The 24,782-nt window shown below is 55.8% G+C and carries 18 protein-coding genes; 12 read left to right on the forward strand and 6 right to left on the reverse strand.

Annotated elements, in window-relative coordinates:
- Positions 1 to 78: 78 nt before the first annotated feature.
- Positions 79 to 1,449, forward strand: a complete 1,371-nt coding sequence (locus CCALI_RS04610; protein ID WP_016482312.1) for a putative glycoside hydrolase — start codon at positions 79 to 81, stop codon at positions 1,447 to 1,449.
- 2 nt (positions 1,450 to 1,451) lie between these two features.
- On the forward strand, positions 1,452 to 3,740 hold the full coding sequence (locus CCALI_RS04615; RefSeq protein ID WP_016482313.1) for a GH116 family glycosyl-hydrolase: 2,289 nt from the start codon (positions 1,452 to 1,454) through the stop codon (positions 3,738 to 3,740).
- 69 nt (positions 3,741 to 3,809) lie between these two features.
- Here the strand turns inward: CCALI_RS04615 and nadB are convergent, their stop codons facing one another.
- From nadB to CCALI_RS04630, 3 genes are all read right to left on the reverse strand, one after another.
- Positions 3,810 to 5,402, reverse strand: a complete 1,593-nt coding sequence (nadB, locus tag CCALI_RS04620) for an L-aspartate oxidase (RefSeq protein WP_016482314.1) — start codon at positions 5,400 to 5,402, stop codon at positions 3,810 to 3,812.
- 79 nt (positions 5,403 to 5,481) lie between these two features.
- A complete protein-coding gene (gene hemC, locus CCALI_RS04625) occupies positions 5,482 to 6,420 on the reverse strand; it encodes a hydroxymethylbilane synthase (protein WP_016482315.1) in 939 nt (312 codons plus the stop codon).
- 62 nt (positions 6,421 to 6,482) lie between these two features.
- Positions 6,483 to 7,553, reverse strand: coding sequence for a M42 family metallopeptidase (locus tag CCALI_RS04630; RefSeq protein ID WP_016482316.1), 1,071 nt, complete (start codon positions 7,551 to 7,553; stop codon positions 6,483 to 6,485).
- Positions 7,554 to 7,698: 145 nt separating this feature from the next.
- Here CCALI_RS04630 and flhF point away from each other — a divergent pair, with 145 nt between their 5' ends.
- From flhF to CCALI_RS04655, 5 genes are all read left to right on the forward strand, one after another.
- The gene (gene flhF, locus CCALI_RS14865) at positions 7,699 to 9,162 is read left to right on the forward strand and encodes a flagellar biosynthesis GTPase FlhF (RefSeq protein WP_016482317.1); all 1,464 of its coding nucleotides are present in this window, start codon (positions 7,699 to 7,701) and stop codon (positions 9,160 to 9,162) included.
- 272 nt (positions 9,163 to 9,434) lie between these two features.
- The gene (locus CCALI_RS04640) at positions 9,435 to 10,583 is read left to right on the forward strand and encodes an ABC transporter ATP-binding protein (protein ID WP_016482318.1); all 1,149 of its coding nucleotides are present in this window, start codon (positions 9,435 to 9,437) and stop codon (positions 10,581 to 10,583) included.
- Between the two features lie 15 nt (positions 10,584 to 10,598).
- On the forward strand, positions 10,599 to 11,300 hold the full coding sequence (locus CCALI_RS04645) for an ATP-binding cassette domain-containing protein (RefSeq protein WP_016482319.1): 702 nt from the start codon (positions 10,599 to 10,601) through the stop codon (positions 11,298 to 11,300).
- A 60-nt stretch (positions 11,301 to 11,360) separates the two neighbouring features.
- Positions 11,361 to 11,879 carry a thiol peroxidase gene (gene tpx, locus CCALI_RS04650; RefSeq protein WP_016482320.1) on the forward strand — a complete coding sequence of 173 codons (519 nt, stop codon included), beginning with the start codon at positions 11,361 to 11,363 and terminating at the stop codon, positions 11,877 to 11,879.
- 14 nt (positions 11,880 to 11,893) lie between these two features.
- Positions 11,894 to 13,153: a M48 family metallopeptidase gene (locus CCALI_RS04655; protein ID WP_016482321.1), complete on the forward strand. Its 1,260-nt coding sequence runs from the start codon at positions 11,894 to 11,896 to the stop codon at positions 13,151 to 13,153.
- Here CCALI_RS04655 and CCALI_RS04660 read toward each other — a convergent pair.
- Positions 13,091 to 14,809 (reverse strand): hypothetical protein, encoded by a 1,719-nt coding sequence (locus CCALI_RS04660; protein WP_016482322.1) that lies wholly within the window; start codon positions 14,807 to 14,809, stop codon positions 13,091 to 13,093. The two genes, CCALI_RS04655 and CCALI_RS04660, sit on opposite strands and share 63 nt — an antisense overlap.
- Before the next feature lie 6 nt (positions 14,810 to 14,815).
- Complete coding sequence (tyrS, locus tag CCALI_RS04665; RefSeq protein WP_231730010.1) at positions 14,816 to 16,150, reverse strand: tyrosine--tRNA ligase; 1,335 nt, start codon at positions 16,148 to 16,150, stop codon at positions 14,816 to 14,818.
- A gap of 296 nt (positions 16,151 to 16,446) precedes the next feature.
- On the opposite strand from tyrS, the gene CCALI_RS04670 reads away from it, so the two are divergent.
- The 5 genes from CCALI_RS04670 to CCALI_RS04695 all read left to right on the forward strand — a co-directional run bounded on the left by CCALI_RS04670 (position 16,447) and on the right by CCALI_RS04695 (position 22,500).
- Positions 16,447 to 18,102: a hypothetical protein gene (locus CCALI_RS04670; RefSeq protein ID WP_016482324.1), complete on the forward strand. Its 1,656-nt coding sequence runs from the start codon at positions 16,447 to 16,449 to the stop codon at positions 18,100 to 18,102.
- 29 nt (positions 18,103 to 18,131) lie between these two features.
- Positions 18,132 to 18,230, forward strand: coding sequence for an RHS repeat-associated core domain-containing protein (locus tag CCALI_RS16900; RefSeq protein WP_155850477.1), 99 nt, complete (start codon positions 18,132 to 18,134; stop codon positions 18,228 to 18,230).
- Between the two features lie 133 nt (positions 18,231 to 18,363).
- Entirely contained in the window at positions 18,364 to 19,482 is a 1,119-nt protein-coding gene (locus CCALI_RS04675) for a DUF3592 domain-containing protein (RefSeq protein WP_016482325.1), read from the forward strand.
- A gap of 22 nt (positions 19,483 to 19,504) precedes the next feature.
- Positions 19,505 to 20,398 carry a hypothetical protein gene (locus CCALI_RS04680; protein ID WP_016482326.1) on the forward strand — a complete coding sequence of 298 codons (894 nt, stop codon included), beginning with the start codon at positions 19,505 to 19,507 and terminating at the stop codon, positions 20,396 to 20,398.
- Between the two features lie 1,592 nt (positions 20,399 to 21,990).
- Entirely contained in the window at positions 21,991 to 22,500 is a 510-nt protein-coding gene (locus CCALI_RS04695) for a DUF3592 domain-containing protein (protein WP_016482328.1), read from the forward strand.
- A gap of 377 nt (positions 22,501 to 22,877) precedes the next feature.
- On the opposite strand, the gene CCALI_RS04700 is transcribed toward CCALI_RS04695, so the two are convergent.
- Positions 22,878 to 24,713 carry a DEAD/DEAH box helicase gene (locus CCALI_RS04700; RefSeq protein WP_052572328.1) on the reverse strand — a complete coding sequence of 612 codons (1,836 nt, stop codon included), beginning with the start codon at positions 24,711 to 24,713 and terminating at the stop codon, positions 22,878 to 22,880.
- Positions 24,714 to 24,782: the final 69 nt, after the last annotated feature.

Genomic DNA, 24,782 nt, shown 5'->3' on the forward strand with positions numbered 1-24,782 from the left:
AATGCGGCGCCGTTACCGGCAGGAGTTCTGCATTAGACTGCCGAATTGAGGAGAGAAAAGTTGATAAAATAGGCTGTTATGTCATCGCAGAAGGTTAGAAGAAAGCTTTGCGCCTCCATGCTCAATGGCCTCTTGCTGTTAGGGCTGACCTCAGGGGCACCATCTGCGCCCAACAAGGCACAAGCTCAGAACGGCTTTCAGCCCCTTACCCCTGTTCGTTCGGCCTGCCCTGTGCGACTTGGAGGCGTGTTCACCATGGGCCTTGGGGAGAACCAAGACCCCGTAGAGGCATCGGCTCAAAACGGCACGAAGCTTTCACCTGACAACGCCCAATGGATAGGAAACAACTGCGATGTCGTGGCCATTAGCCCTAACTGTTTAACGCCAAACACCTATCCGGCCATTAGAAAAGCGCACCCGCTTTTTAGCCCCCTTCTCTACGTCTATGCTTCTTGTCTATCGGAAAACCCTAACGCCGAAGGCAATGTAGGCGGCTGGACGCCGGCGATGAAGGCGCATGTACTTACCGACGCGAACGGCAAAGAGATCCCCTACCCCACGCCCGGAGGCCATTGGATGGATTTTGGCAGCATCGCCTGGGCGCACTTATGGCGTGATCGTGTGCTTCAGCTCGTGAGTCAATATGGCGCCGATGGCGTTGTGGCGGCCGAACTGCCGATTAACAACACGTTCCTCCCAGAAAAACCGGGCAAATATCCCGACTTTGCCGCCCGAGCTGAGGCCACCCTCCGCTGGCTTCGAGCTGCGCGTGCTCAGGGGAGGTTTTTCATGGTGCCGGAGGCTCTTGGCTTCGATAGGCCGGCCGGACACCCAACGCTTCCACCCCCTCTCCAAGCCGACGCCCCCGCCCTTAAAAATCGTCTGTGGGATGACTACTTTCCCTACATAGACGGCGCTTGGGTGGAAGATTGGGTTGAACCCTACTGGACAGGGAAACCGCTCTCGGAAGCGGAGTGGGAACGCCAACAAGAGGCGGCCGAACGGTATTCGCTTAACGCCCTCTTCTTTATCGCGGCCGGCGCCTACCATAACCCTGCCGAGCTGGAGTATGCTCTCGCCAGCTTTTTGCTCATCGAGCATCGTCAGGGCCGCCTCGCTTTTCAGCCGATGCCCCTCTACCCAGGGCAACGCAACGATATCGGCTTTAGCCTCCGCATTATGCGCGAGGAGGTGCAACGTTACTCGAACTACTTTAACGTTCCGCTTGGGCTTCCGCTGCAAGAGCGTCACAAAGTGCCTACCACCGGCGGCATGGTGTGGCGCCGAACGTTCCAAAACGGTGCCGTCTATGTGAACCCATCCGATACACGCACCTTAACCCTTAACTTTGGCTCCCCGATGCAACGGCTGAATCATCGCCTCGTTCGCAAAATCGTTCTGCCGCCCCATAGCGGCGCCATCTTACTTTATCAGCAGACTGGAGACTAGAAATGCAGAGTGACTGGCCCATTCTCTCTCGCTACGACCACGAACACACAAAAGCCATCGCCATGCCTGTCGGCGGCATCGGCACCGGGTTCTTTGCCCTTGGCGGCCGTGGGCAGCTGACCGAATGGCAGCTGATGAGCCGCCCCAACCGCGGTTGGCGCCCACCCTACGCCCATCTGCTGCTCCGTACCCAACGCAACGTGGGAACAAAAGAGGAGATCAAATTGCGGGTGCTTGAAGCGGCAAGCGATACCGATCTCGGCGCCGATTTCGGCGCTCCCGGCACGCTCATGGGGGTTGCTCGCTTTCCCCGAGCCCGTTTCGAAGCGGCTTATCCTTTCGGCCGTGTGATCTTGGAAGATAAAAGCGATGTGCCCGTGCGTGCCACCATCGAGGCTTTCAACCCCCTCATCCCTAACGACACGCCCAACTCTAGCCTTCCCTTTGGCCTTCTCACCATCACACTAACCAATATGACCCCTCTACCTGTGCGTGCCACGCTCACCCTCCTAATGACCAACATCATTGGAACCGACGGCATGGTCTCCGATCTCAAAGACAACGTCACGGAAACCGCAGAGGTTGTGGGCTGGCACGGTATGAAGTTCTACAAAGCCCGGGAGCTACGCACAGCTCAAAATGGTACCATGGCTTTCCTCACCGACGCACAGGAGATACATGTGGCGCGCCGTTGGCCTTTCCAGGGGAGTCCATGGAATGGAGAGGCTTTGGGCATTATCGACTCGCTCCTGCAAACCGGCTGGCTGCCCGATGCCGATCCAAACGCGCCCTGCCCACCATCGCCCAACGATACCTGGCATAGTTCCCTCACCATGATAGTGCCGCCCCTAGCGCCCAACAAAAGCCAAACGGTTCATCTCCTCATCGCATGGCATTTTCCCCTCCGCAACCTCCAAGAGGAGGGTTGGTGGTCGCCCGAAGCCGGCCAAGACCCCATTCAAACCAACTGGTATGCCACCCAATTTCAGGACGCGCTGGACGTGGCACGCCGTGTGATCCCACACCTGCCAGATTTACGCGAGAGAACCATCGCGTTCGTGAAGAGCGTTGTCGAGCATCCTGCACCTCATGCGCTACGTGAAGCCGCACTTTTCAACCTCACTCCCCTGCGCACCCATACCTGTTTTCGACTGGCCGATGGCACCTTCCTCGGCTGGGAGGGTTGTGCCGGCCAGAGCGGCTGCTGCATTGGCAGCTGCACACACGTTTGGAACTATGAGGTCGCAACCCTTAGCCTCTTTCCCGATCTCCATCGCAGCATGCTCGAATCGCATCTTAACTACGGGGTTGTGCAGGATGGAGGAGAGCGATTCCGCCTCTCCCTTCCCCTCATTAACCCAACCTGGTACGGTGCTGCTGCCGATGGGCAGATGGGGCTGATCGTGCGTGTCTACTCCCAATACCTGCACGACAAAGAGCGCGACGGTGAGGCTTGGTTGCGTAAGGTCTACCCTACGGTGAAACGCATGCTGGCTTTTGCATGGCTCCCTGGAGGATGGGATGCGGATAAAGACGGCGTGATGGAAGGTGCCCAACATAACACCTACGACGTAGAGTTTTTCGGCCCGAACCCACTCTGCACCGGTTGGTATCTGGCTGCCTTAGAGGCCACAGCGCGCATGGCGGAGATCGTCGGTGATACCGATTTTGCCCACACTTGCCGAGAGCTGCGCAAAAAGGGTGCCTACTGGGTGGACAACAACCTCTACAATGGCCAATACTACCAGCAGAAGATCGCAACGCCGCCATCACAGCCAGCCCCTATGACTGCCGTCACCGGCGAGTATCGCAACCCCCACCCTCAGTTTCAACTCGGCGCTGGCTGCCTAATTGACCAGCTTGTGGGTCAATACCGTGCAAACCGTTGCGGACTAGGAGACCTGTTGGATCGCTACCATATACGTCAAGCTCTCGCCTCCATTTTTCGGTACAACCATCATGAGAGTCTGCGGGATCACTACAACAACATGCGCACCTTCGCCACTCCCGAGGAAGCCGGAACCGTTATCTGCTCCTATCCCTTAGGCAATCGGCCGGAACGTCCCTTCCCCTATTTTGGTGAGTGTATGACGGGCTTTGAGTATCAGTTTGCCGTTCTGCTTCTCGACTATGGAATGCGCGATGAGGCGGTACGGGTTGTCGAGGCGGTGCGCAATCGGCATGACGGCAAAAAGCGCAACCCCTTTAACGAGCCAGAGTGCGGCAGCTACTATGCCCGCAGCATGGCCGCCTGGGCGCTTTTAAGTGCTTGGGAGCAGTCAACTAAATAGGCGCAAGCGACTATTGAATGCCCTCAAAAACGTGGAGACTTAATGCCGCTCCAATACGAAGAGACGCGGTCAGCTCATTTTGTTGATGAGCACGGTATCGTGCCGTTCGCTCTCAACCGGTTCCGGATAGTCCAAAACATAGTGCAAACCTCGACTCTCATGCCGTCGCAAGGCCGATTCGACAATCAACCACCCTACCTGCACCACATTACGCGCCTCCCACTGTTCAACGGTGGAGGGTCTATCCGCTCCAAAACGCTCTAGCGCTGCTGCGAGCGCCTCGCGCGCTTGCAGGAGACCCGCGGTAGTGCGCACGATGCCGACGTTGCGCTGCATAAGCCGTTTGCACTGGCGAACCACCTCCTTATCGGCTTCAGCATCTCCTGTACTTACTTTGGCCGGTTCTGCTAGCCATCGGAACGACCTCTCCTCTTCAGAGAGCGGCTCGGAAGCGCAGCGCAGCGTATGCTCGGCAGCGCGATAGCCGAACACCATGGCCTCTAATAGCGAATTAGAAGCCAACCGGTTGGCGCCGTGCACTCCTGTACAAGCCACCTCACCTGCCGCATAGAGTCGCGCAATCGGCGTGGCTCCATACAGATCGGTTACAACCCCACCGCACTGATAGTGTTGAGCCGGCGCGATGGGAATGAGATCGCGGGTGATGTCAATACCTACCTCCAAACAACGCGCATAGATGGTTGGGAAGTGATGTTTGAGCTTCTCTTCGGGAATGTGCGTGGCGTCGAGGTAGACACAGTCCACTTCACGCCGCTGCATCTCGCTGACAATGGCCCTCGCAACCACGTCACGGGGAGCCAACTCTTTGAGAGGATGATACCGCTCCATAAACGTCTCCCCATCCTTATGGCAAAGCCGTCCGCCTTCTCCCCGCAACGCTTCCGTAATGAGAAAAGCACGCGCCTTAGGGTGGTACAACGTAGTGGGATGAAACTGGATGAACTCCATATTTGCTATCGGGACGCCGGCTCGCCAGGCCATCGCCACGCCATCCCCAGTTGCGACTGACGGGTTGGTGGTGTGTTCGTAAACCTGTCCACAACCTCCAGTCGCCAGCAGGGTGGCACGTGTCCGAAAAGCCACATAGTCTCCCGTCTGCTCCTCCAGAGCGAGCACTCCAACGCACACGTTGGCATGGCCAATAGACCTTACCAACAGCTCGCAGGCAAAGTAGTGTTCAAGTATCTCCACCGATGGCGCGTTGCGCACGGCCTCCAACAACGTCCGTTCGCACTCCCATCCGGTGTAGTCCGCCGTGTGAACGATGCGGTTTCGCGAATGCCCCCCTTCGCGTCCTAGAGAGAGCACCTCCTCGCCGCTCGGCCCGATCTCGGTATTGAAGTGCGCCCCCAACCGAATGAGGTCACGAATGCGCTCCGGCCCCTCACACACTAAAATCTCCACGGCATCGGGATGGCAGAGACCGGCTCCAGCCACCAATGTGTCCTGCAGGTGTAGCTCCAGCGAATCGTCCTCACCCAACGCGCCTGCAATGCCGCCCTGCGCCCAACTGCTATTGGCGTCGGTGCGCGATCGCTTTGTGAGCACGGTGACGTGTCCATGTGGTGCCAATCGCAAAGCGTAGGTCAAACCGGCCAAGCCGCTGCCGATCACCAAGTAATCCGTATCAAGAACCTTCATCGTCCTCTCTCCTAAAATCCCACGGCCCCGACATCTTTGGAATGGGGCACCTTCTTATAGCCCCTTTGCGCTTTTTGAATCAGCGGTGGGCTTCGATCAACACCTTCGCCCCGCGTTCGAGCATCCGCCGAGCCAACGTTGCTCCCACCTCTCTAGCACGAGAGCGAAGCCCGGTGTAAGTGTCAAACAGTCGTTGCCGTCCATCCGGGCTTACCACAACCGCCTCAAGTACAACGGCACTAGGGCCCTCCAGAGAAGCTAAGGCCCCTATCGGCACCGTGCAGCCTCCGCCCAAAGCCGCCTGGAAACTCCGCTCCGCCTCCAGAGTGCAAGCCGAGTCCGTGCAGTGCAGCGCGGAGAAAAGGGCTCTAAGGTCTTCTCTATCTTCTCTTGCCTCTATAGCCAAAGCCCCCTGTCCAGGCGCTGGGAGACAAACCTCTTTGGGGAGGATCTGCGTGATCCGTCCTTCCCACTCCGCCCCCAGCCGATGGAGACCGGCATAGGCCAGCACGAGAGCATCGCACTGCCCCTCTTTCAATTTACGCAAGCGCGTATCGAGATTGCCGCGAAGCTCAACAAACCGCAGGTCAGGCCGAACCGAGGCTATCTGTGCTCGCCGTCGCAGACTGCTCGTGCCGATAACGGCCTGTGCCGGCAGCTGCTCCAAACTGCGCGCCTCGCGCGCGATCAGAACATCGTAGGGGACTTCACGGGGAGGAATGCAGATAATGGAAAGGCCGTTCGGAAGCTCCGACGGCAGGTCTTTGGCGCTGTGAACGCCCACGTCAATGGTGCCCTGCAGCAGCGCCTCCTCTATCTCCTTTACAAACATCCCCTTTGTGCCGACCGCAGTGAAAGGCCGGTCGCGCTGCTTATCGCCGGTGGTTTCAATGACAACCAGCTCTACCTCGATCTGAGGATAGAGCCGTTGGAACCTATGCGCTACCCACTGAGTTTGGGTTCGTGCTAAAAGGCTGCCACGGGTGCCAAAACGTACCTTTTGAATGGGCGTTTCCACAGGGATCGATCCACCTTACCTTTTTCTACGTATCATGCCGTTTAGAAGCTTCGGATGATCGCTTAACCGCTCAACTCATCACGATAGTCGTAGTGGCGTGTATGCGCTTCCTCAAGGTAGGCGGCAAGCAGATTGATGGCGCCCTGAATGTCCTCCACATGCGCCATCTCGTTCACGGTGTGAACATAGCGCACCGGAACCGAGAGCGTAAAGGAAGGCACTCCGCCTCGGCTACGCTGTATGCCGCCCGCATCCGTGCCCCCTCTTGGCAGCATTTCGAGCTGATACTTAATCTGCCGCTGTTCCGCCACATCGCGAAAATGGCGCACGAGTTTAGGATGACAGATCAGAGAGGAGTCGACGATCTTGATGGCAACCCCCTCGCCCAAACGGGTAACTTGCTCCGATTCGGGAGCGCCCGGGAAATCAACGGCCAGCGTAACATCCAAGGCGATCCCAATATTCGGCTCTAAGGCGAAAGCCGCTGTGGTGGCCCCTCGCAAGCCCACCTCCTCTTGGGTGGTAGCCACAGCGAAGATATGGGCGGGCACGCGTCTCTCTAGTTTCCGCAGAGCCTCGATCATCACAAAAACCATAAGGCGGTCGTCGAGTGTTTTGCTTACCACCGTATCGCCCACACGCTCGCACGTGCGATCCATCGTCACCATATCGCCGATCTCCACCAGCTCCTTCACCTTCTCGCCCGGCAACCCCAGATCAACAAACATGTCCTCTATTTTCAGAGCTTTGTTGCTCTCTTCCGGCGTCTGTAGGTGCGGCGGCTTGGTGCCTGGCATCAGCACCCCAGGCAATCGCTGTCCCGAACGCGAATGCACGAACACCCGCTGCGACACCAAATTACGAGGGTCCCAGCCGCCAACGGGCAGAAGCTTCAGGAAGCCACGACTATCAATATGCTTGACCATGAAGCCTATTTCATCCATATGCGCCGCGATCATCACGCGCGGCCCCCCCTCCTCGCCGCGCCTATGGCCGATAAGATTGCCCATGGCATCCACCTCGAGAGCGTCTACTAAGGGGCGAAGGGCTTCCGCTACCACCCGACGAATCGGCTCTTCCCGACTAGGAATCCCCGGCGTTTCACACAGTGTTTTTAGCAGTTCGAAATCCAACCGCTTTTCCCTCCCTTTCTTCGAAAATTAGAACTATAGTACCCGCATTCAACCGATGTGCCCTATAGTTTGCCCTCCAAGACACCGATAATAGAGGGGAAAGCCATCTCTGGCCTGAATCCTCCCACGGAGGCGATCCCATTCGATGCTCATTAGAGAGTATGAAGCGAACTCCCTAAAGGAGTGTCTCACCCAGATACGCAACGAGCTTGGCCCAGAAGCCATCATTTTGGACACCCGTAAAGCGCGCAAAGGAGGGCTACTCGGCATCGGCGCCCGCGAGATCGTTCGCGTCGTGGCCGCCACCGGCCTCGTTCCTCGTGAAGAGGTCGAAGCAAAATCCCTTTCGACTGGCGCCTCAAAAGAGGAGGGCCGCCCTAAAGAATCCGCCGGCGCTACTTCGGCGGCTGCCGCCCGTGCCTATCGCACTATCGCCGCCGTAGCCAACAACAGCACAGAACAACGCTCCGCGTCCAACCGCTCAGCAAGCGCCACCAAAACACGCCCTTCCCCAAGCATCTCCAGCTCTCACGAAGAGGAGTATCTTCCCTCTTCTACGTCGAAAGCTCGCCGTACCACCCCTGCAACCAACAGCCATCCTGTAGAGCCCGCAGCAGAGCCCACCCCCACAACGAACGGGGCAAAGAAGCCCTCTGTTTCCTCCATGCAACGTATTGGCGAGCTAGAGCAGGCCCTAGCGGAGATACGTGAGGCCTTAGATACCCTACAGCAACAACAGCAGCTCGCGCAGGAGCAGACGGTCACCGCGGTTGTCTCCGCGCTCGCCCCCGTTGTTGCCCCCTCCGCGCCGCCTCCCCTTGTATTGCCGGCCTGCCCCGAACTCTACAAGAGGCTCTTAGAAATTGGAGTAGACGAGGCTTTAGCTCGCGACCTTGTGGAAAATCTGCCCGACGTAAGCCGCTGGAGCGAACAAGCGCGGCTGCCCATGGCACTTTCCGCCCTTTCGGACCTCATTGCGCGGCGCATTCCCATCGCCGCTCCCCTTTCCCCCACGCCAGGCCAACTGACGACAGTGGTCTTTATTGGGCCAACCGGCGTGGGCAAAACGACCACCATTGCCAAACTGGCGGCGCGTTTTGCCCTGCTTGAACACAAGCGAGTCGCCTTGCTCACGGTAGACACCTATCGCATCGCCGCCGTCGAGCAGCTAAAAACCTATGGACAGATCATGGACATTCCCGTGCGCGTGGCCTATGATCAGAGCGAAGCCGTCGCCGCCGTACGCGAGTGTGCTGATTACGACCTCCTGCTAATTGATACAGCCGGACGGAGCCAAAAAAACACCATGCAGGTAGGAGAACTCAAGAGCCTCATCGATCGCCTAAACACCAAAAGCTATCTCGTTCTCTCTGCCTGCATGAAAGAGCGCGACATGCTAGAAGCGGTGGAGCGCTTCTCTAAAGCGCGTGTGGATAACCTCATCTTCACTAAGCTGGATGAGACCGACAGCCGCGGCTCTCTGCTCAACGTGCTCGACAAAACCGGTGTGCCCCTCGCTTATATCACCACAGGCCAAAAGGTACCAGAAGATATCGAGGTTGCTGACGGGCGACGTTTTGCGCATCTTCTCCTCGAAGAGGGCCGTTAACGAACAAAAACTTCTTGCGAACTCCTTTCGATAAAGGGCCGTCGCGGTCATCGCGCCGGCCTCTCTTTTTGCTGTTGCAATCATGCCCCTAAGGATGCTTTTGCTGGCATCCGTGTAGGTTTTGAGCCTAGGTTCGTGGTATGATTTTTACGGAATGAAGACAAAGAGGGCGCCAGTTCTGCCCAAAGAGGGAATTTGTGGGCGCCTTCCCAGAAAACCAAAGAAGGAAACCGTTGGAACCGTTAACTCGCAATGAAGGGGAAAATGCCTGCATGGCCGGTGTGATACTACGGAATCTCACCAAAGTGTTCAACAAAGTGGTTGCCGTTAACAATGTGAATTTGGAAATTCGTGACAGTGAGTTTATGGTGCTCGTAGGCCCTTCCGGCTGTGGCAAGACGACCGCGCTGCGCATGATCGCCGGTTTAGAAGAGGCCACCTCCGGGGAGATCATCATTGGTGACCGCGTGGTGAACGATGTGTCGCCCAAAGACCGCGACATCGCCATGGTCTTTCAAAACTACGCCCTTTATCCCCACATGAACGTCTACGATAACATGAGCTTTGGCCTCCGTTTAAAACGGGTGCCGACAAACCTGCCCTGGCCTTTCAATACGCGACGCGCCTTCAGCGAAGAGGAGATCGATCGGCGAGTGAACGAGGCGGCCGAAATGTTGGGGTTGAAACACCTCCTGCAACGCAAACCCAAAGAGCTTTCTGGAGGCCAGCGCCAGCGCGTTGCCTTAGGACGGGCCATTGTACGCGAGCCCAAAGTGTTTTTGATGGATGAGCCGCTCTCTAACCTCGATGCGAAACTCCGCGTTCAAACGCGGGCGGAGCTTATTAAGCTGCATCGCCGCCTAGGCATCACCACGGTCTACGTAACGCACGACCAGGTGGAGGCGATGACCATGGGCGATCGTATCGCCGTGATGAATAACGGGGTTATCCAGCAGTGCGACACCCCCCTTAACCTCTATAACCATCCGGCGAACCTTTTCGTGGCGGGCTTCATCGGTTCGCCCGCAATGAACTTCGTTCCTGCCACCATCGTAGAACGCAATGGAGAGCTGCTTGTGGACGCCGGCAGCTTCCAGGTAACGCTGCCCCCAGAACAGGCCCAAAAGGCGCGTAGCTACGTGGGCAAACGCTGTATTTGGGGCATTCGTCCTGAGGACATCTACGATAAAAGCCTGCCTGGGCTGGTTCAGCCAACCCCAGGCAACACCATTACCGTGGATGTAGATGTGGTAGAGCCGCTCGGTAGCGACATGGAGATGTACCTTAAAAGCAACGATATCTCCCTCATCGCGATGATTGATAGCGCCTCTAAGGCCAAAGTGGGTGGCAAGCTCGAAATCGTCTTCGACATGGCCAAGAGTCACCTCTTCGATCCGGAAACCGAGCAGGCTATCTACTAAACATGAAAGGCCCTCATGCTGTTGCAAGCCGAGCATATCAGTCTAAGTTACGGTGATGGAGATCGCGTTGCCTACGCCGTACGCGATATTTCGTTGGTCATTCCAGAAACCGGATTCTTCGGCGTGATGGGGCCTTCGGGCTCCGGAAAAAGCTCGCTGCTCTATCTCTTAAGCGGGCTGAAACGGCCGGTGGCGGGAAAAGTGCTCTACAAAGGCACCGACCTCTACGCGCTTTCGGAGCGAGAGCGCGTTCGGCTACGGCGAGAGAAGTTCGGGTTTGTGTTTCAGTATCCCTACCTTATCAACTACCTTACCGTTCATGAAAACCTGCTTGTGGCCGCCGCGTCGGCGGATCGGGATGCTGCCCAAAAGGCTGACAAGCTGCTGCAACAGCTGCACATTGCGCATCTACGCAACAGCTTTCCGACCCACCTCTCGGGTGGAGAACGCCAACGTTTGGCCGTTGCTCGTGCCATGATGCAGGAGCCGGAGGTGATCTTCGCCGATGAACCGACAGCCGCGCTCGACCATAGCAACGGTCGCGCCGTCATCGATCTGCTGCTGGCCTATCGAGATCGGGGCGCCGTCATCGTGGTGAGCCACGATCCCCTGATGCTCCAAGGAGCCGATCGCATCTACTATCTGCTCGACGGCTGCTTAGAGAAGGTAGAGGAGGGCTCGGCTGCGGCTCAACCCCTGCGGACGATCTTGCCGTAAAAAGCGGCTTTGAAAAGCGCCCCTCTGTGCAACGCTATCTATCAGAAGGAGATAAAAACCATGTCACATCGAACCGTCAACTTCAAGGGCAACCCTGTGCCTCTCGAAGGCCCCGAACTGAAACCGGGCGACACCGCCCCCAACTTCCGTCTGCAACAGAACGCTGCCGACGGGCTCGGCGACGCCACACTGGACGACTTTGCTGGAAAGACCCTGCTGATCTCCGTCGTTCCCTCCCTGGACACCTCGGTGTGCGCGCAGCAAACGCGCACCTTCAACCAAAAAGCCGCGCAGCTCCCCGACAACGTCGCCGTCCTTACCGTCAGCATGGACTTGCCCTTCGCGCAAGCGCGCTTCTGCGGTACCGAACATATTGACCGGATCAAAGTGCTATCCGACCATAGAACGGCCGATTTTGGCCGAGCCTACGGCCTCCTCATCGCCGAAGGGCCGTTGCAACGGATTCTGGCCCGTGCCGTCTTCGTGGTCGGCCCCGATCGCAAGATTAAGTACGTAGAGTATGTCCCCGAGATAACCCAAGAGCCTAACTACGACGCCGCCCTCGCCGCGGTGGCCTAAAGGTAGGCTCGTTTATGCGGCAAGCAGCACGAACAGCCTGCATCGCTCTTTTAGGGCTTGTGCTGCTTGCCGTGCCCATCGTCCTGTTGGCGGCACCCACTCCCGCCGTCGCATTTCATATTCCCCAGCGCGCCATCACCTACCAACGCCTCGGATATGCCTTGGGCTTCTTTGGCATCTTTTGGCACGGGCTGGGGCTCTGGCTCATCCTGCACTTCGGCATTGCGGCACAACTTCGGTGTTTGGCCTATCGTCTCACAACACGCCAACCGAATTCGGAGAAACCGCCCCCGTTGCGCGCGCTGGCACTGTTTTATGTCGCCTTCTCGCTGCTGTTTCTCCTCTGGCAAATGCCTCTGGGGATGGCAGGCCTTTTACTGGAAAAACAGTTCGGGTTTGCACGTGAGGGTTGGGGCAGATGGCTGGAGGATACCGCCCTATCCTGGGTGCTCTCGTTGCCGCTTATTCTCGTTCTATGGCTTGGTTACGTCGTCTACTTTCGCAGCCCACAGCGCTGGTGGCTTTGGCTCTGGGCGGCGCTTACCCCGCTCATCCTCTTTAACAACGTCATACAGCCCATCTTTATCGCGCCCCTGTTCAATCGCTATCGCCCCCTTCCTCCGGGGCCGCTTCGTCAAGCCATTGAAAACCTGGCAGCGAAAGCCCACATCCGTCATGCAGTCATTCTCGTTGAGAACACCAGCCGCCGAACAACCCACGTCAACGCCTACGTCACCGGCATTGGCCCCACCACCCGTATTGTCATTGACGACACCGCCCTAAAAACGCTCCCACCCGATCAGCTGCTTGTGATGGTAGCTCATGAAATGGGGCACTACGTGGAGAAACATGTTTGGATCATAACTCTTAGTAACATTTTGGGAGCCGGCGTGCTGCTCTGGGTTTTGTCCAAGGCGTTCCCCACCCTGCTACAGCGCTTCGCCAGAAAATGGGGCATCGAGAGCCCAGCCGATCTCGCCGCACTTCCGGCGCTGTTTCTCTGCCTCTACGTGCTGCTTCAAATCCAAATGCCGCTGGCCAACCTCGAATCGCGCTATCTTGAGCATCGCGCCGACGCCTTTGCGCTTCGCTTAACCCATCTCAATCGGGCGATGGCACAGCTTTTTATCGGCTTTGCCGAACGCGACTATGAAGATCCCAACCCACCAGCCCTCATTCAGTGGTGGTACGGCACGCATCCTTCCTTGCGTTCAAGGGTTCAGTTTGCCCTGAGCTACCACCCCTGGCGGCATGGAGCCGCCCGATACCGGTAGATAGTTCCAGTCCTGCAGCGCCGTCATGCTGCCGGCAACCACCTTGATCGGTTGCTGTATAGCGTTCTGCCAAGCCCCCTTTTGGATACCGTTATGCAAACGCACATAGTCCGCCCACTGAAAACCATCGGAGACGCTAAAAGGACTTAAGTAGGGTTGTACCTGCAGCAAATGTACCTCATATCTGCCCGGGTACAGCCCCTGAAGGAACCATCGTCCATCCTTATCCAGAGGCAGCCACACCTCATCTTCCTGCCCTTTCACCGCCCCCTCCACACAGGTAAGCGCGATCTTCGCGATACCCAACGCCAACGGAGCTCCCTCCACAAGCACACGGCCGGTAAGCCCTCCACCGAGTTCGCCATCGGGTACCGTAAGATGAATGCACTGCCCAGGAGGAACGGGGTTGGCCAGAGGCGGTGGCATATCGAGATAGAGCTCCATCCAGACCGCGAGGCGCTCACCAGCGGGCGACCACTGTGATGGCATGATAAAAATCACCGGCTCGTGATCCCAAAAGTCAAAACGGCTCTGCCATACCAGTGGGGCTCTATCGTCAGACGCTCGCATGAGCTTTATCGTGAGCCTTGTGGGCATAAGGCCATAGCGGCCTAAGGTTGGCGTCAAGGTACAATCGAGCTGCGAGAGGTTCATCCCGCCTATGGGCGCAACGAAATGCCCAGAGGTGTAGGGCGAAAGGATCAGATGGTTTGGAAGATGAAGTGGGCCGGGGTCGGGCACAAAAGGCGGGAAGAGCTTGCGCAAAGCGGCGGCCTGTGTTCGTGTGAGACAGAGGAGATTCGGCAGACTGCCGAACCTGCCCAGTTGATCGTTCGGCAGGAGACGCGCAGAAAGCAGCCCATAGATGTGCGTGGCTATCGGCAACGGAACATGGGATATCCGGAACGGGACTCTCTGGACAGGCGGCGGCTGTGGAAGAGGTTGCGGATGGGGGCTAAGTTGGCTTAAAGTCGGATAGAGACGCGACTCGTAGCGCTCGGCAAACTTCTCCTCTTGCGAAAGGGAAGAGAGCACCAAGGTGCCGGCAAAGTAGGTAAGCAGCCGCGCAGAGGGCGACGGAGCCGGTAACTCGAAAAGCGCTCCGATTCCTCCTGGGAAGCGAAAATTACTAAGATAGCTCCCCACTAACTCCTTGCCGGTGTCGTCCTTGGCGTAAACCTTTGAGTGAGCATCTATATTAATGTCGTGCAGATCGTGCTGCACCGACATCACCTGGAGGCTCACGATGAGTTTTGCAGCGGGTAAGTGCACTATGGGCGCCACATTGCCGAACAGATGCGCTCGCCCACAGAGCACCTGTCGCACGGAAACCAGGTAACCGCCACAATCCTCCGCCAGATTGGCCACATAGAGCGGGGCAGAAACTGGGGGCGGCAGGTGAAGGGGATCGATGTAGAGCACGTGGGTATCGCGCGGGTCCGCCTGTAGGGTATCAAACCGAGGCGGTACCAGATAGTCCTTTCTCATGCCGCTCTGTGTTGGAGGCGCCGTTCGATTCGGGGCATGCCCGGCTAGCAGCCAAACGAAAAGCCCCCCAATCAAAACGGACAGAGCGGCCTTTTTTCCGATACGCTGCAGCCTCTCGGCGGGCCACCCTCTTCCCTTTGTTGATTGGGGACTATTCGCCTCTTGCATTCTGTTCTACCCTGTTCGTATACGCACGAAGCGCCGTGCTCCCACGCGCAGCAGTCTACCCTCCAGCGCTGCCAGGTCGAACTCGGCACTTGCATCCTGCACGCGCTTACCGTCGAGTTCCACCCCACCCTGTTCAATGAGACGGCGGGCTTCGTTATTGCTTTTCGCCAGGCCGGCTGCCACCAGCAGTCGGCATATCCAGATACGCCCCTCGCGGGCATGTTCCGGCCCGATCGCCACTTCGGGCACTTCCGTGGGCAGCTCTCCCGCCGCATGCACGCGGTTCCACTCTACATCGGCCTCCTCTGCCGCCTTCGCCCCATGATAGATCGTCACGATCTCGCGGGCTAGCCGCCGTTTAACGTCCTTTGGATTCACCTCTCCTTTCGACGCCCGCTGCAACAACTCCTCTATCTCTTCAAGAGGAACATCGGTACAGAGCACAAAATAGTCGCGCATCATCGCATCGGAAATAGACATTAGCTTTCCATACATATCGAGGGGCGGCTCCGTTATCCCCACGTAGTTCCCCAGCGACTTGCTCATCTTTTTCACGCCGTCCAGCCCCACAAGCAGGGGCATGAAGAGGGCTACCTGGGGCTCTTGTCCCATCTCCCGTTGGAGGTCGCGACCGGCCAAAATATTGAACGTCTGGTCGAGCCCGCCCATTTCGATATCGGCTTTGATCACCACCGAGTCGTACGCCTGTGCCAAAGGATAGAGCAGCTCGTGCAGGCCTATCGGCAGGCCTTGAGCGTAGCGATTGGCAAAATCCTCTCGCTGTAAAACTTGCGCCACCGTCATCTTCGCTGCGAGGTGCACGACATCGGCAAAGGTAAGTCGCCCCAGCCACTCGCTATTGAAGCGCACCTCCGTCCGCTCGCGATCCAGAATGCGCGTCAGCTGCTCCACATAGGTGCGGGCGTTGGCCGCTATCTCCTCCTGCGAGAGCATGGGTCGGGTGGTCGATCGGCCTGAGGGGTCTCCTATCAGCGCGGTATAATCTCCCACGATGATCACCACCTGATGCCCAAGGTCCTGAAACTGCCTCAGCTTTCTCAAGACGACGGCGAAACCGAGATGGATATCCGGCGCCGTGGGGTCTAATCCCAACTTAATGCGCAGGGGTCGGTTCTCTTGTCGCGCCTTCCACAGCTTCTCCTCCAGCCCCCCTCCGGGATGACCCCGGCCGTGCCTCTTTTCAAGCGCTCGGCCTGTTGTAAAATATCGCTTGGTATGGTTGTTGTGGTCTCCAAAAGCTCCTCCAACAGCTATGTTTTGCGTTAACAGAGAGTCTACCCCATGTTGGAGCCTAGTGTTTGTCGCCACAGCGCGATACATCGCCAACGAGCAAACGCTCCTTTCGCCCCCTCTCAAATCATCCGTTTCGCATCTCTGACCCCGTTTTTCTCTTGCCGATGAGTGCCTTCTACCCATTTCTCCCATAGCAAGGAGCGAGCGCAAGCAAGTCGTTCTTTGTGATATGGCAATGGTCTCTGCCAGCTGCTTTTTACGACCACTCATCTCCCCAAAAAATTTCTTGCAAAGCCCTTGAAGACTCCTCGCAGCTTTGCTACAATGGTGTTGTACAACGCCATGTTGTTACGTGTCTTTTACGTAGCAAGGAGGTGGCAACTATGGAGGAACGTTTTTCGCCTTTGTTCGAGGGAACCGCACAGGCTAGAGTGTTTTGTAAACTCTACGCTCAGGCCAATCGGCTGGCGTTGTTGGCTGAACGGATCGCTAAGAAGCAAGGGGATAACTTTTCTTCATATAGTAGCCTGGCAGGCGGAGCGGTACAGAGGATACCCCTCCTTCTTCCTCCTGAGTATGAGGCGGGACAATTTCTCTCCCTGATGCCTTCGATTGGCTATGTGTTAGGGATGAGCTTGGAGCTTGGCCGTTTTTGTTGGAAAGCACGTGCCTGTTGGCAGGTGTTGTGTCAGGAGACGAGCCGAGAGCGGTGGGCAAGGACTCTAGTCTATTTGCAGGAATTGATTGAAGAGGCAACTTACGATTTTCAGCCGATGCTCTACGAGAGTACCGAGAGTTTCGAGCCGATTTTTTTCGATTGCGAATGGTACCGTTTTTTGGATCCTATCGTGAACTCGGCACTAAAGAGCCGCGGAGAGGAGCGGCAGTCCAGCTTGTTATGGACGGAGGCCATGGGGGAGGAGCCCGAAATCGAGGGGCTGAAGGAGCACCTCTCGGGTTTAGGCCTGACGGAGCGCGCTGTTTGGTGGTGGTTGCATTCGCACCAGGCGCTACAACGAGTAGGCCATCGTTTCTTGTATGTGTTAGAAAGTTTATGGAAGGCGCGTACGCTGCGGGGGATATGGGTTCATTTGGCCGATCTGGTGTCCGAGCTGTTTGCGCTCAGAGGAGCGGTCTATGAAGCGTCATGTGTGCCCATCATCGCGCTAGAACGCCAGGTGCAGGCAGAGAGAAAGAAGCGGGCCGAGCAGTTTTGGCAGCGGGTGGAAGCTCTGGGGCTTCCAGTGCTCCCCCCTCCCTTTGGTGAGGCGGCTTTGGAGGAGGAGGCAACGCATTTGACCCCGCGACAACACAAGCCGATTTCTCTCGAGCCCTATCAACCGGAGCGGGTATTTGAGGACAAGAGTTGTGTTACGAGTTTGAAATTAGATTACAAGTTGGTCAAGCGTTTGTATCGGCGGTTGCATCCATTGTTTAGCGATCAGAAGCTGGCAAGAGAAGCGGAAGGTCAGGTGCGGGTCAAGGGTTTGAGTTATCAGGAAGTAGACTATAGTTTATGTTGCATGGTTCGTTTTTATGAACACAGCAGTGCGATTTTGAAGTTACTGGAGGGGTTATCTGCGACGGGAAGTGATGAAGAGCTAGAGAGCTTCAAGTGGAGCTTATCGGGGCACGCTAGTGAGATAGGCCTCGAAGCAAAGGTCTTATTTACTCAGGATGACTGGTTTACCTTGGGAGTTCACCTGTATAAAACGGGGCGGCTTTGTTGGAAGGTAGGGATAGAAGAGTGTGGAAGGGTTTTACAGGAAGCGTTTGGGTCGCCTCAGGAAGTATTGTGGGACGCCCCCAAGCGTGTCCGTTTTACGCGGTGGTTAGCGGATAAGAAGTATTTGACAGTGTTATATCCACGCGCTCTAGAGGAGCTAGAGCTTCTTTGTGGTCAGTACCGAAAGATTTTTGAGGGGCTTATCAATCGCGAAGGCGGGAGTGTAGAGGGGGATACAGTTCTGATGTGCGCCCTGTACAGTCTTAGTGGCGCTCTAGGCAGTATTGGAAAACGCTTTCGACTTACCCATTAAGTGACACGGATTGGGAGAGGGGGTTAAGCTTGCGAGGTCATCAGTACTACGATGTGGCTGCTGGCAGGTTCTTAACCCGCGACCCGATAGGGTACGTCGGAGGCATTAACCTTTATGCCATCCGATGAAGGCGAGCCAGTGTTTCACATGCCAAGAACACCTAGTGGAATTGGTGGGGCTATCGGCCTTATTGACTTGATGCTAGGAACCTTCGGAATATCTTGTCCAAAAAAGGAGACTTAAGCGAGGTAAAATAGGTACATGCAGACCCAAAACAAATCTATTCTCAGGAACGATACCGAGCCGTTTCATCCGCCTTATGTGCTGCGCGACTGGCGTACGCTTAGCATTGGCTGTGGAACCGTTGGCGTGGTGATCTTGTGGGCCTTTCTCGGCTGTATCTTTCTTCTGCTTGGGTTTGTCAACGTAATAAGCTTTTTCGAGCCGAATATGCTCGGTATCCGGATCTACACGTTCGGGATGCTGTTGTTCCTTTTAGCGTTCGTTTGGCCTAGAATGGTGGGCTACCGTTGCTTTCATACCGACGGGATCGTGGTGTTTAATGGTCTCAAAAAGCGGCGTCTCCCCTATGCCGAGGTATCACGGGTGGCCGTTCAAACGGTGACCCGCTATACAACCGGCGGAGGGGCGAGGCGCATCCCAGACACCTTTCTTATCTACGGACCAGACGGCACCGAGTTCACTTGCATTTGGCCGATAGACCCCAACCGTGAAGAGATCATCGCGTTTGTCTTATCTTGTTTGCCGGAAAGGGTTCGGAACTGCTTAGATACGAGCTCTCAAGAGGCAGCAAAGCCGGAAGCAACCCAAAGCACCCCAGCGGCTAATGAGGTTCCACTCGCTGACGAAGGATCGGATTTTGAGAAAGAGAGTATGATCTCGAGCAAGGGGCGTTTTTCGATGAAGCAAAGAATCAAACTGATGGTGATAGGTCTTGTTGTACTGTTAGTACTAACTATAGGCATGATGCCATCTCTAATACAAGGCTACAGTCATCGTTTAGAAGAGGTCAACCAAGCCCTACAGCACGGCGTACGGGTGCAGGGGCAAGTGACCCAGGTGGAGTGGACGCGCCATTCAGGGGATTGGGTGCACTATGTGTTTCAAGTGAACGGTTCCGAATATACCGGTAAGAGCCCTTTGGGCGCAATGGCCTCTCCAGCAGTAGGTCAATCAATCCCGATCGTCTATCTCCCATCGAACCCGCACATCAATACCCTAGCCAATGGAGTGGAGGCGGATTGGTTGCAGAGCCTGATACGGGCATTACGGTTGGTGCAAGTGCTGGAGGTCCCGTTGGGAGTTTTAGCTGTCGGTTATCTGCGCTATTTGGGGAAGCGTTATGTCCGAGGCAAGTAGCAAGAAGAGAGAGGGCGCAACTATGCCAAGCAGGCGGGAAGCCTGGCACCCTTTTCCGTCGCGCGCACGATGGGAACACGCCCCCGTGGACGCGCAGATAAGGGAGTTTTTGCGCGTTCAACGTCTTCAGTGCCGGACAATGAGCTGGTACCTGATTTTGCTGATAATGGGCCTGCCATTGTTCATGGCGTGGATGCTGATAACCCTCATCAAAAGCAACGTCGCCGGCTTTTTGGGAGGGGGGCTCGTGTATGCCCTCTGCTGGACGGGCTTTTTGGGGTTGGGAGGCTGTTGGAAACGCTGGGAGTCGGCATGGGAAAGCGCTTTATGCCAGCTCCATCCGGAAGGGAAGGAAGGCTTAGAGAGCCTGTTACAGATGGGGGTACAGTTTTTTGTGGCGTATCAGATAGGTTACTGGCAAGCGAAAGAGTTTATGGGCTTGTGTGGGGAGTTTGTGCGATGGGGACAGAGTTATGAGGCGCTGTACAACGATCCTCCCCAGCTTTACACAGAGGCGCGCTATCCATTAATGACATGGTTTTGGCCGGAGCTGGTTCGCTTATTAGAAGGGGTTGAAGCGGGTGATCGCGGTTGGTGGAAAGGCGCGTATTTAGAGTTTCTGCATCGTTTCCTGAGCGTATCGTTGCTGAGCAAGGGGCAGAGCTTAGCGGGTTTGCCACGTCGTTTTGTATTGGCGGACCTTCGTGCTTTAGGCAAGGTAGGTGACGCCGCGAGCAAGAGATGGCTGGAACTCTTAGTTTACGTCCCGGATCCGGAGTTAAAGCAAGTCGTCGAACAGAGCCTTGCCTCACTGGAAGATTATTTTGCGTCTCACGCAGGCAAAGAGCTGTTGCGCGCGCAGAGAGAGGAGAAGTGGGAGTTACTGCATCCGACATCGGGTTCCGAAACGGAGTAGGCCAGCATACCCGCCTTTGACCATGGAGGGCTTTTAGATACCCTCGCCCGGATGCTTCTTAGTTCGTACCCTTGAGAAAATGGCTTTAGAGTGTGTTTATCGAGTAATATATCGTGGTAATATCTGCTGCATTCCACCTGCAGCTCTTTGGCGCAGCGGCCGACCTCACTTGTTGATAGAGCCAGTCCTAGAGAAAGGCGACCTATGGAACCAAACCTCAAAATCCCTTCGTTTCAATGCCCTCAACGCCCCCTCAGCCGCTGGCAGCGCCTCAAACACTGGAGAGGCGCTGTCCTCACAGGGGTTTTGATGGTGGGGCTCACCGACATGTTGGCTATCTCCTTTGTCGTCTCTAACTATGAGCATGGGCAGACACCCAGCGACGCAGCGGCACTAGATATAGTTCCTGCTTTCCTTATTTGTTTGTTTATCTTGACGGCCGTTGTACATGTGGGAAATGCCCTAGACCTGTGTCGGCGGTTGTATGAAGCCCAGATACGCATCGCCGATGGAGCCCTCGTCGCGCTCAAAAAAGGACAGGAACGACGCATTCCCCTCGACAAGATCTATGCCGTCGAGTCGGAGCGGCATGCCCTCGTGGTCGTGGGAGCCGGCACCAGCATCGCCATCCCCAAAACCTGCCTTAACGACGCGACCCGGCAGTTTTTTCGGCAGCTTGCCAACCCAGCCAATGCCATAGAGGCCTCGCCAGAGGAGGTGCGCGCGCGTCTCGGTAAAGGACTGAACCTCTCTGAAGCCCAAGTTGAAAGACAGTGGCGATGGGGCTGTCTCACCCTGTTGATGGTGAGCCTCCTCTATGCCTACGGCGTGGCCTACTCCGTGACCGTGCTGGCTTCCCTGCAAGTGCTGCCTGTGGTCTTGTGGAGCCTGGTTTGGGTCGGGGTGTTTGTCGGGCTTTGCTGGGTCTATGTGCTGGTGCCTCCGTGGAACCTATTCGGCAGCGACTCGCCCAGCGGCAACAGTGAAAGCCACCGAGGACATGCTCTACTATTTACAGCAGGTGGGNCAATCCGGACGGATTAAAAGTGGCGTTTTTGCAGCTCGTGCGTAGTCTGCCGATACCGATAAAGGGCGAGGTGGACACCACGCGCACGAGCCGTATTGTGGTGGAGATTTTGAAACGGNTGTTGCCGTCTCTGTCNTGCGACGAGTTTCGTGTTTTGGATAAGATGGAGAAGCGGATGTTATGCGCTTATCCGGACGCGTCGTTTTTTGTGTTGGTGGTAGATTGGTTTGTTCGGTGTGGGAGCTATGCGGATGTGAAGGAGCTGTACCGTTTGATCANCAGTGCGGGAGCGTATGGAAACCCCAACTGTGCGCTGGCGCATTGGTCACACCGGCAGGTCAGTTTAGAGAGTTTGTTGTCTCGTGTAGGGGCTCGGATGGATGAGCTAGGGACGCAACAGAGCCATCTTTTGCATCCAGCGGTTGGAGGGGAGAAAGGTTCGGAGGCGAGCCTGCTTCATCCGGTTGAGGGCGGTTCAGCTTCGGGCAGCCCTTCCCCGTCCTCACAACCCGAAGAGGATGGGGAGGAGCGAGGGTAGTTAAAAGACAGAAAGGAGGAAAAGGGGATGCGCCTAAGACAGCGTTTTGGGCGGTCTACGTCGAGAGGAGAACAGCTCCGTCAAGCGATCGGGCTATGTGGGGTGCTAGGTGTGTTGACGCTCGGCCTTTTGCAGTGGCGTATTGTTCAGTTCCAGCAGCGTTTACGGGAGGTAGAGAGGTTGCTGGCGAGCGGGTCACGTGCGGAAGGGGTGGTGCGGGATGTGGTAGCAGGGATGGAGGGTGGGAAGACAATAGAGTATGAGTTTAGGGTAAAGGGTTCTGTTTACAGGGGTTCGAGCGGCCTGTTAGGGGATGAGGAGCCGGCGGTTGGGAGTGGAGTGGAGATACGGTATTCGGAGGTATCCCCTCGGGAGAACACGTTAGCGGATGGGATGGAGCAGAAGTGGTTAGTTTCTATGTTGGTTAAGCTCCGGGTAGTGGAGGGCCTTGTGTTGGTGAGTTGGATTGTGCTGTTGCTCTTACTGACGCAGATACGGAAGCGCGAGAAGCGTCGTCAGGAGGGCGGAGGGGCGTAAGGTTGTGTGTGTTTATGCGCTTAGAGAGGGGTATTGGCGGTTCATGGAAGGTGTCTAGAAATGGATACAGGCCAAGAATGTGACAAATGGGACTAGCCGATCTACAAGGTTATACCCTCTGTTTTGGAATAATGATTTTTGGGACATTAGCTGAATCAATTGCGCGGTAAGGGAAGACGAGTCCAAGAAAGGACGCTAAAAATGAAGTCCGCTGAATGGTTTTTACGCGATTGCCTCGCAACCAATCGAGGCAAAAGGGGTACCCCACCGCCAACCTTCTGCCCGAAATATTCCTCAATCAGAGGCTCAGGGATTGAATCAATAAATTTCCTTAGATTTAGGCTTCGGTGTCGGGGCATTCCTTAACCTCCGTCAATCTACTGCTCTAACTTTGCCTCAAGCTCGGATTTGAAGTCCTTGTAAGCGCCGTTCCTGAGCGCCTTAAAAAACAGGTCAAAGCTGCCAGGGGAGAGGAATTTGAAATAATACCTCTGCTCTTTCTGCAAGTCGTTGACTCGCTCAAAATGCTCTTTGGCATACCGGAGCTTGGCCCGGTTTTCGTCCGAGACATCGTTGTCCATTTTGATTTCCACCACAACAATATCGTTGCCTTTTTTGATAAAGAAATCAGGGTTAAAACTTCCCTGCTTGGGGTGTTCCCCTTTGCGCCAGGAATACTCAATACTGTAGAAACCTACATCCGTGGACTTGATCCAGGCATCAATTGACTTCGCCGTCTCCTCGGAAGTCAATCCTCGGATAAACTTGCGCTCAGGCTCATAGGAAGCCAGGGCGACATTAAGCGGGGTCTTGAAATTGTATTTGTTCTCAACTTTTATCAAGGCCGATCTTGGCAGGCTCTCATCCTCTTCAAGCTCCTTCAACAGCTTTCTGTCCGTCGCCTCCCCCAGTCTCAAGGAATAGTCGTCGTAGAATATGGTGCAATCACGCCGGAGAGCGCCCACGCCGAGGCTGTTCTTTTTGATCTCCCTAGTGTTTATTTTGATGAGGTCCTTTGCCTCAATCCTGAGCCGAAGGCTCTTTGCTCCCTTTCTTCTGATGACGCCAAACGCCGCTAAGGTCTGGTTACGGTTTGTCTCGCTTACCTTGCCACTTTTGTCTTTGATTCTTTCAAGGGAGTTTCTGATGATCTCTGCAATCTTTCCCTTGGGGAAGTTTTTGCTATATTCGGTTCCTGCCTCCTGATCAAAAATGAGAAGGCGATTGAAGACGTCCTGCGCCACCTCTTCCACAGAATACATCTTGAATTCAATCAGCGTCTTCTTGACTTCCTGCTCCCCGCTGACCGCCCTGGTGTAAGTCGTGCTCTTTTCAACCTCCTCAGCCTGGCTTGAATAGGTGATGTACCCTTTTTTGAGGAGTTCATAGGGGTCTTCTTGCGGATACTCTACCTCCTCCTCGATCCGCTTGTAATCAATGTTGTAAAGGTCAAAGTTGTAGTCCTCTTTCTTCTCCACCGGGTAGGAGTGGATGCGCCTCTCGATCTCCAAAACTTCATCTACCAGGTGCTTGATGCTACTGGACCACTTGTCGTGATTGAAGACGGTTACAACCGGCTGATTTCCCTTGTAAACCTCAGGCACCCGCAAGCCTCTTCCCAAGACCTGGGCAATCAGAAGTTTTGAATTAAACGCCCGCTCCTCGTGGGGGACGATCTGAAAGACGTTTTTCACATCCCAGCCTTCGGAGAGCATACTGACCGAGGTAATCCACTCGATGGGATTGTCTTTGTCGTCCACCCGCCGCAGGATGGGAATGTTGCTTTTGTGCTCGTTGGCAGAGGTAACGATCAAGACCTTCGCCGCCGCCTGCTCCTTGCTGATCTTCTCCTTCTCGGCAAGGAAATCAATCAGTTTTTCGGTGAGGCGCTTGCAGGCGGCAATGTTCTTCGTAACCAGGATAGTGATGGGTTTCACTGCCCGGTACTTGACGGTCTTGTTCTCAATGTGATTGTCGTAAATCTTTTGGAACTTCTCGTCCTCGCCTCCTGAGGAGTCCTCCGCCACATAGCGGATGGATTTGACAAACTTCTGCTCAATGGAATCCCTCAGGGAAAAGCGATGAATGACATCCGTAAAATAGTCGTCCCCGATATAGCAGGTGCCGGAGACATTCACGATGAATTTGAACCCGTATTTTGGATCAAGCAAAAATTCCTTCCACTTCTTGAGGGCGGTATCAGAAGGACTCATTAAATGGTGTGCCTCGTCATTCAAAACCAGGGTCCGCTTGCCTTTCCCGACAAGGCTGTCCTCAATGGC

Origin of the sequence: Chthonomonas calidirosea T49 (genome assembly GCF_000427095.1) — a bacterium.
GTDB lineage: Bacteria > Armatimonadota > Chthonomonadetes > Chthonomonadales > Chthonomonadaceae > Chthonomonas > Chthonomonas calidirosea.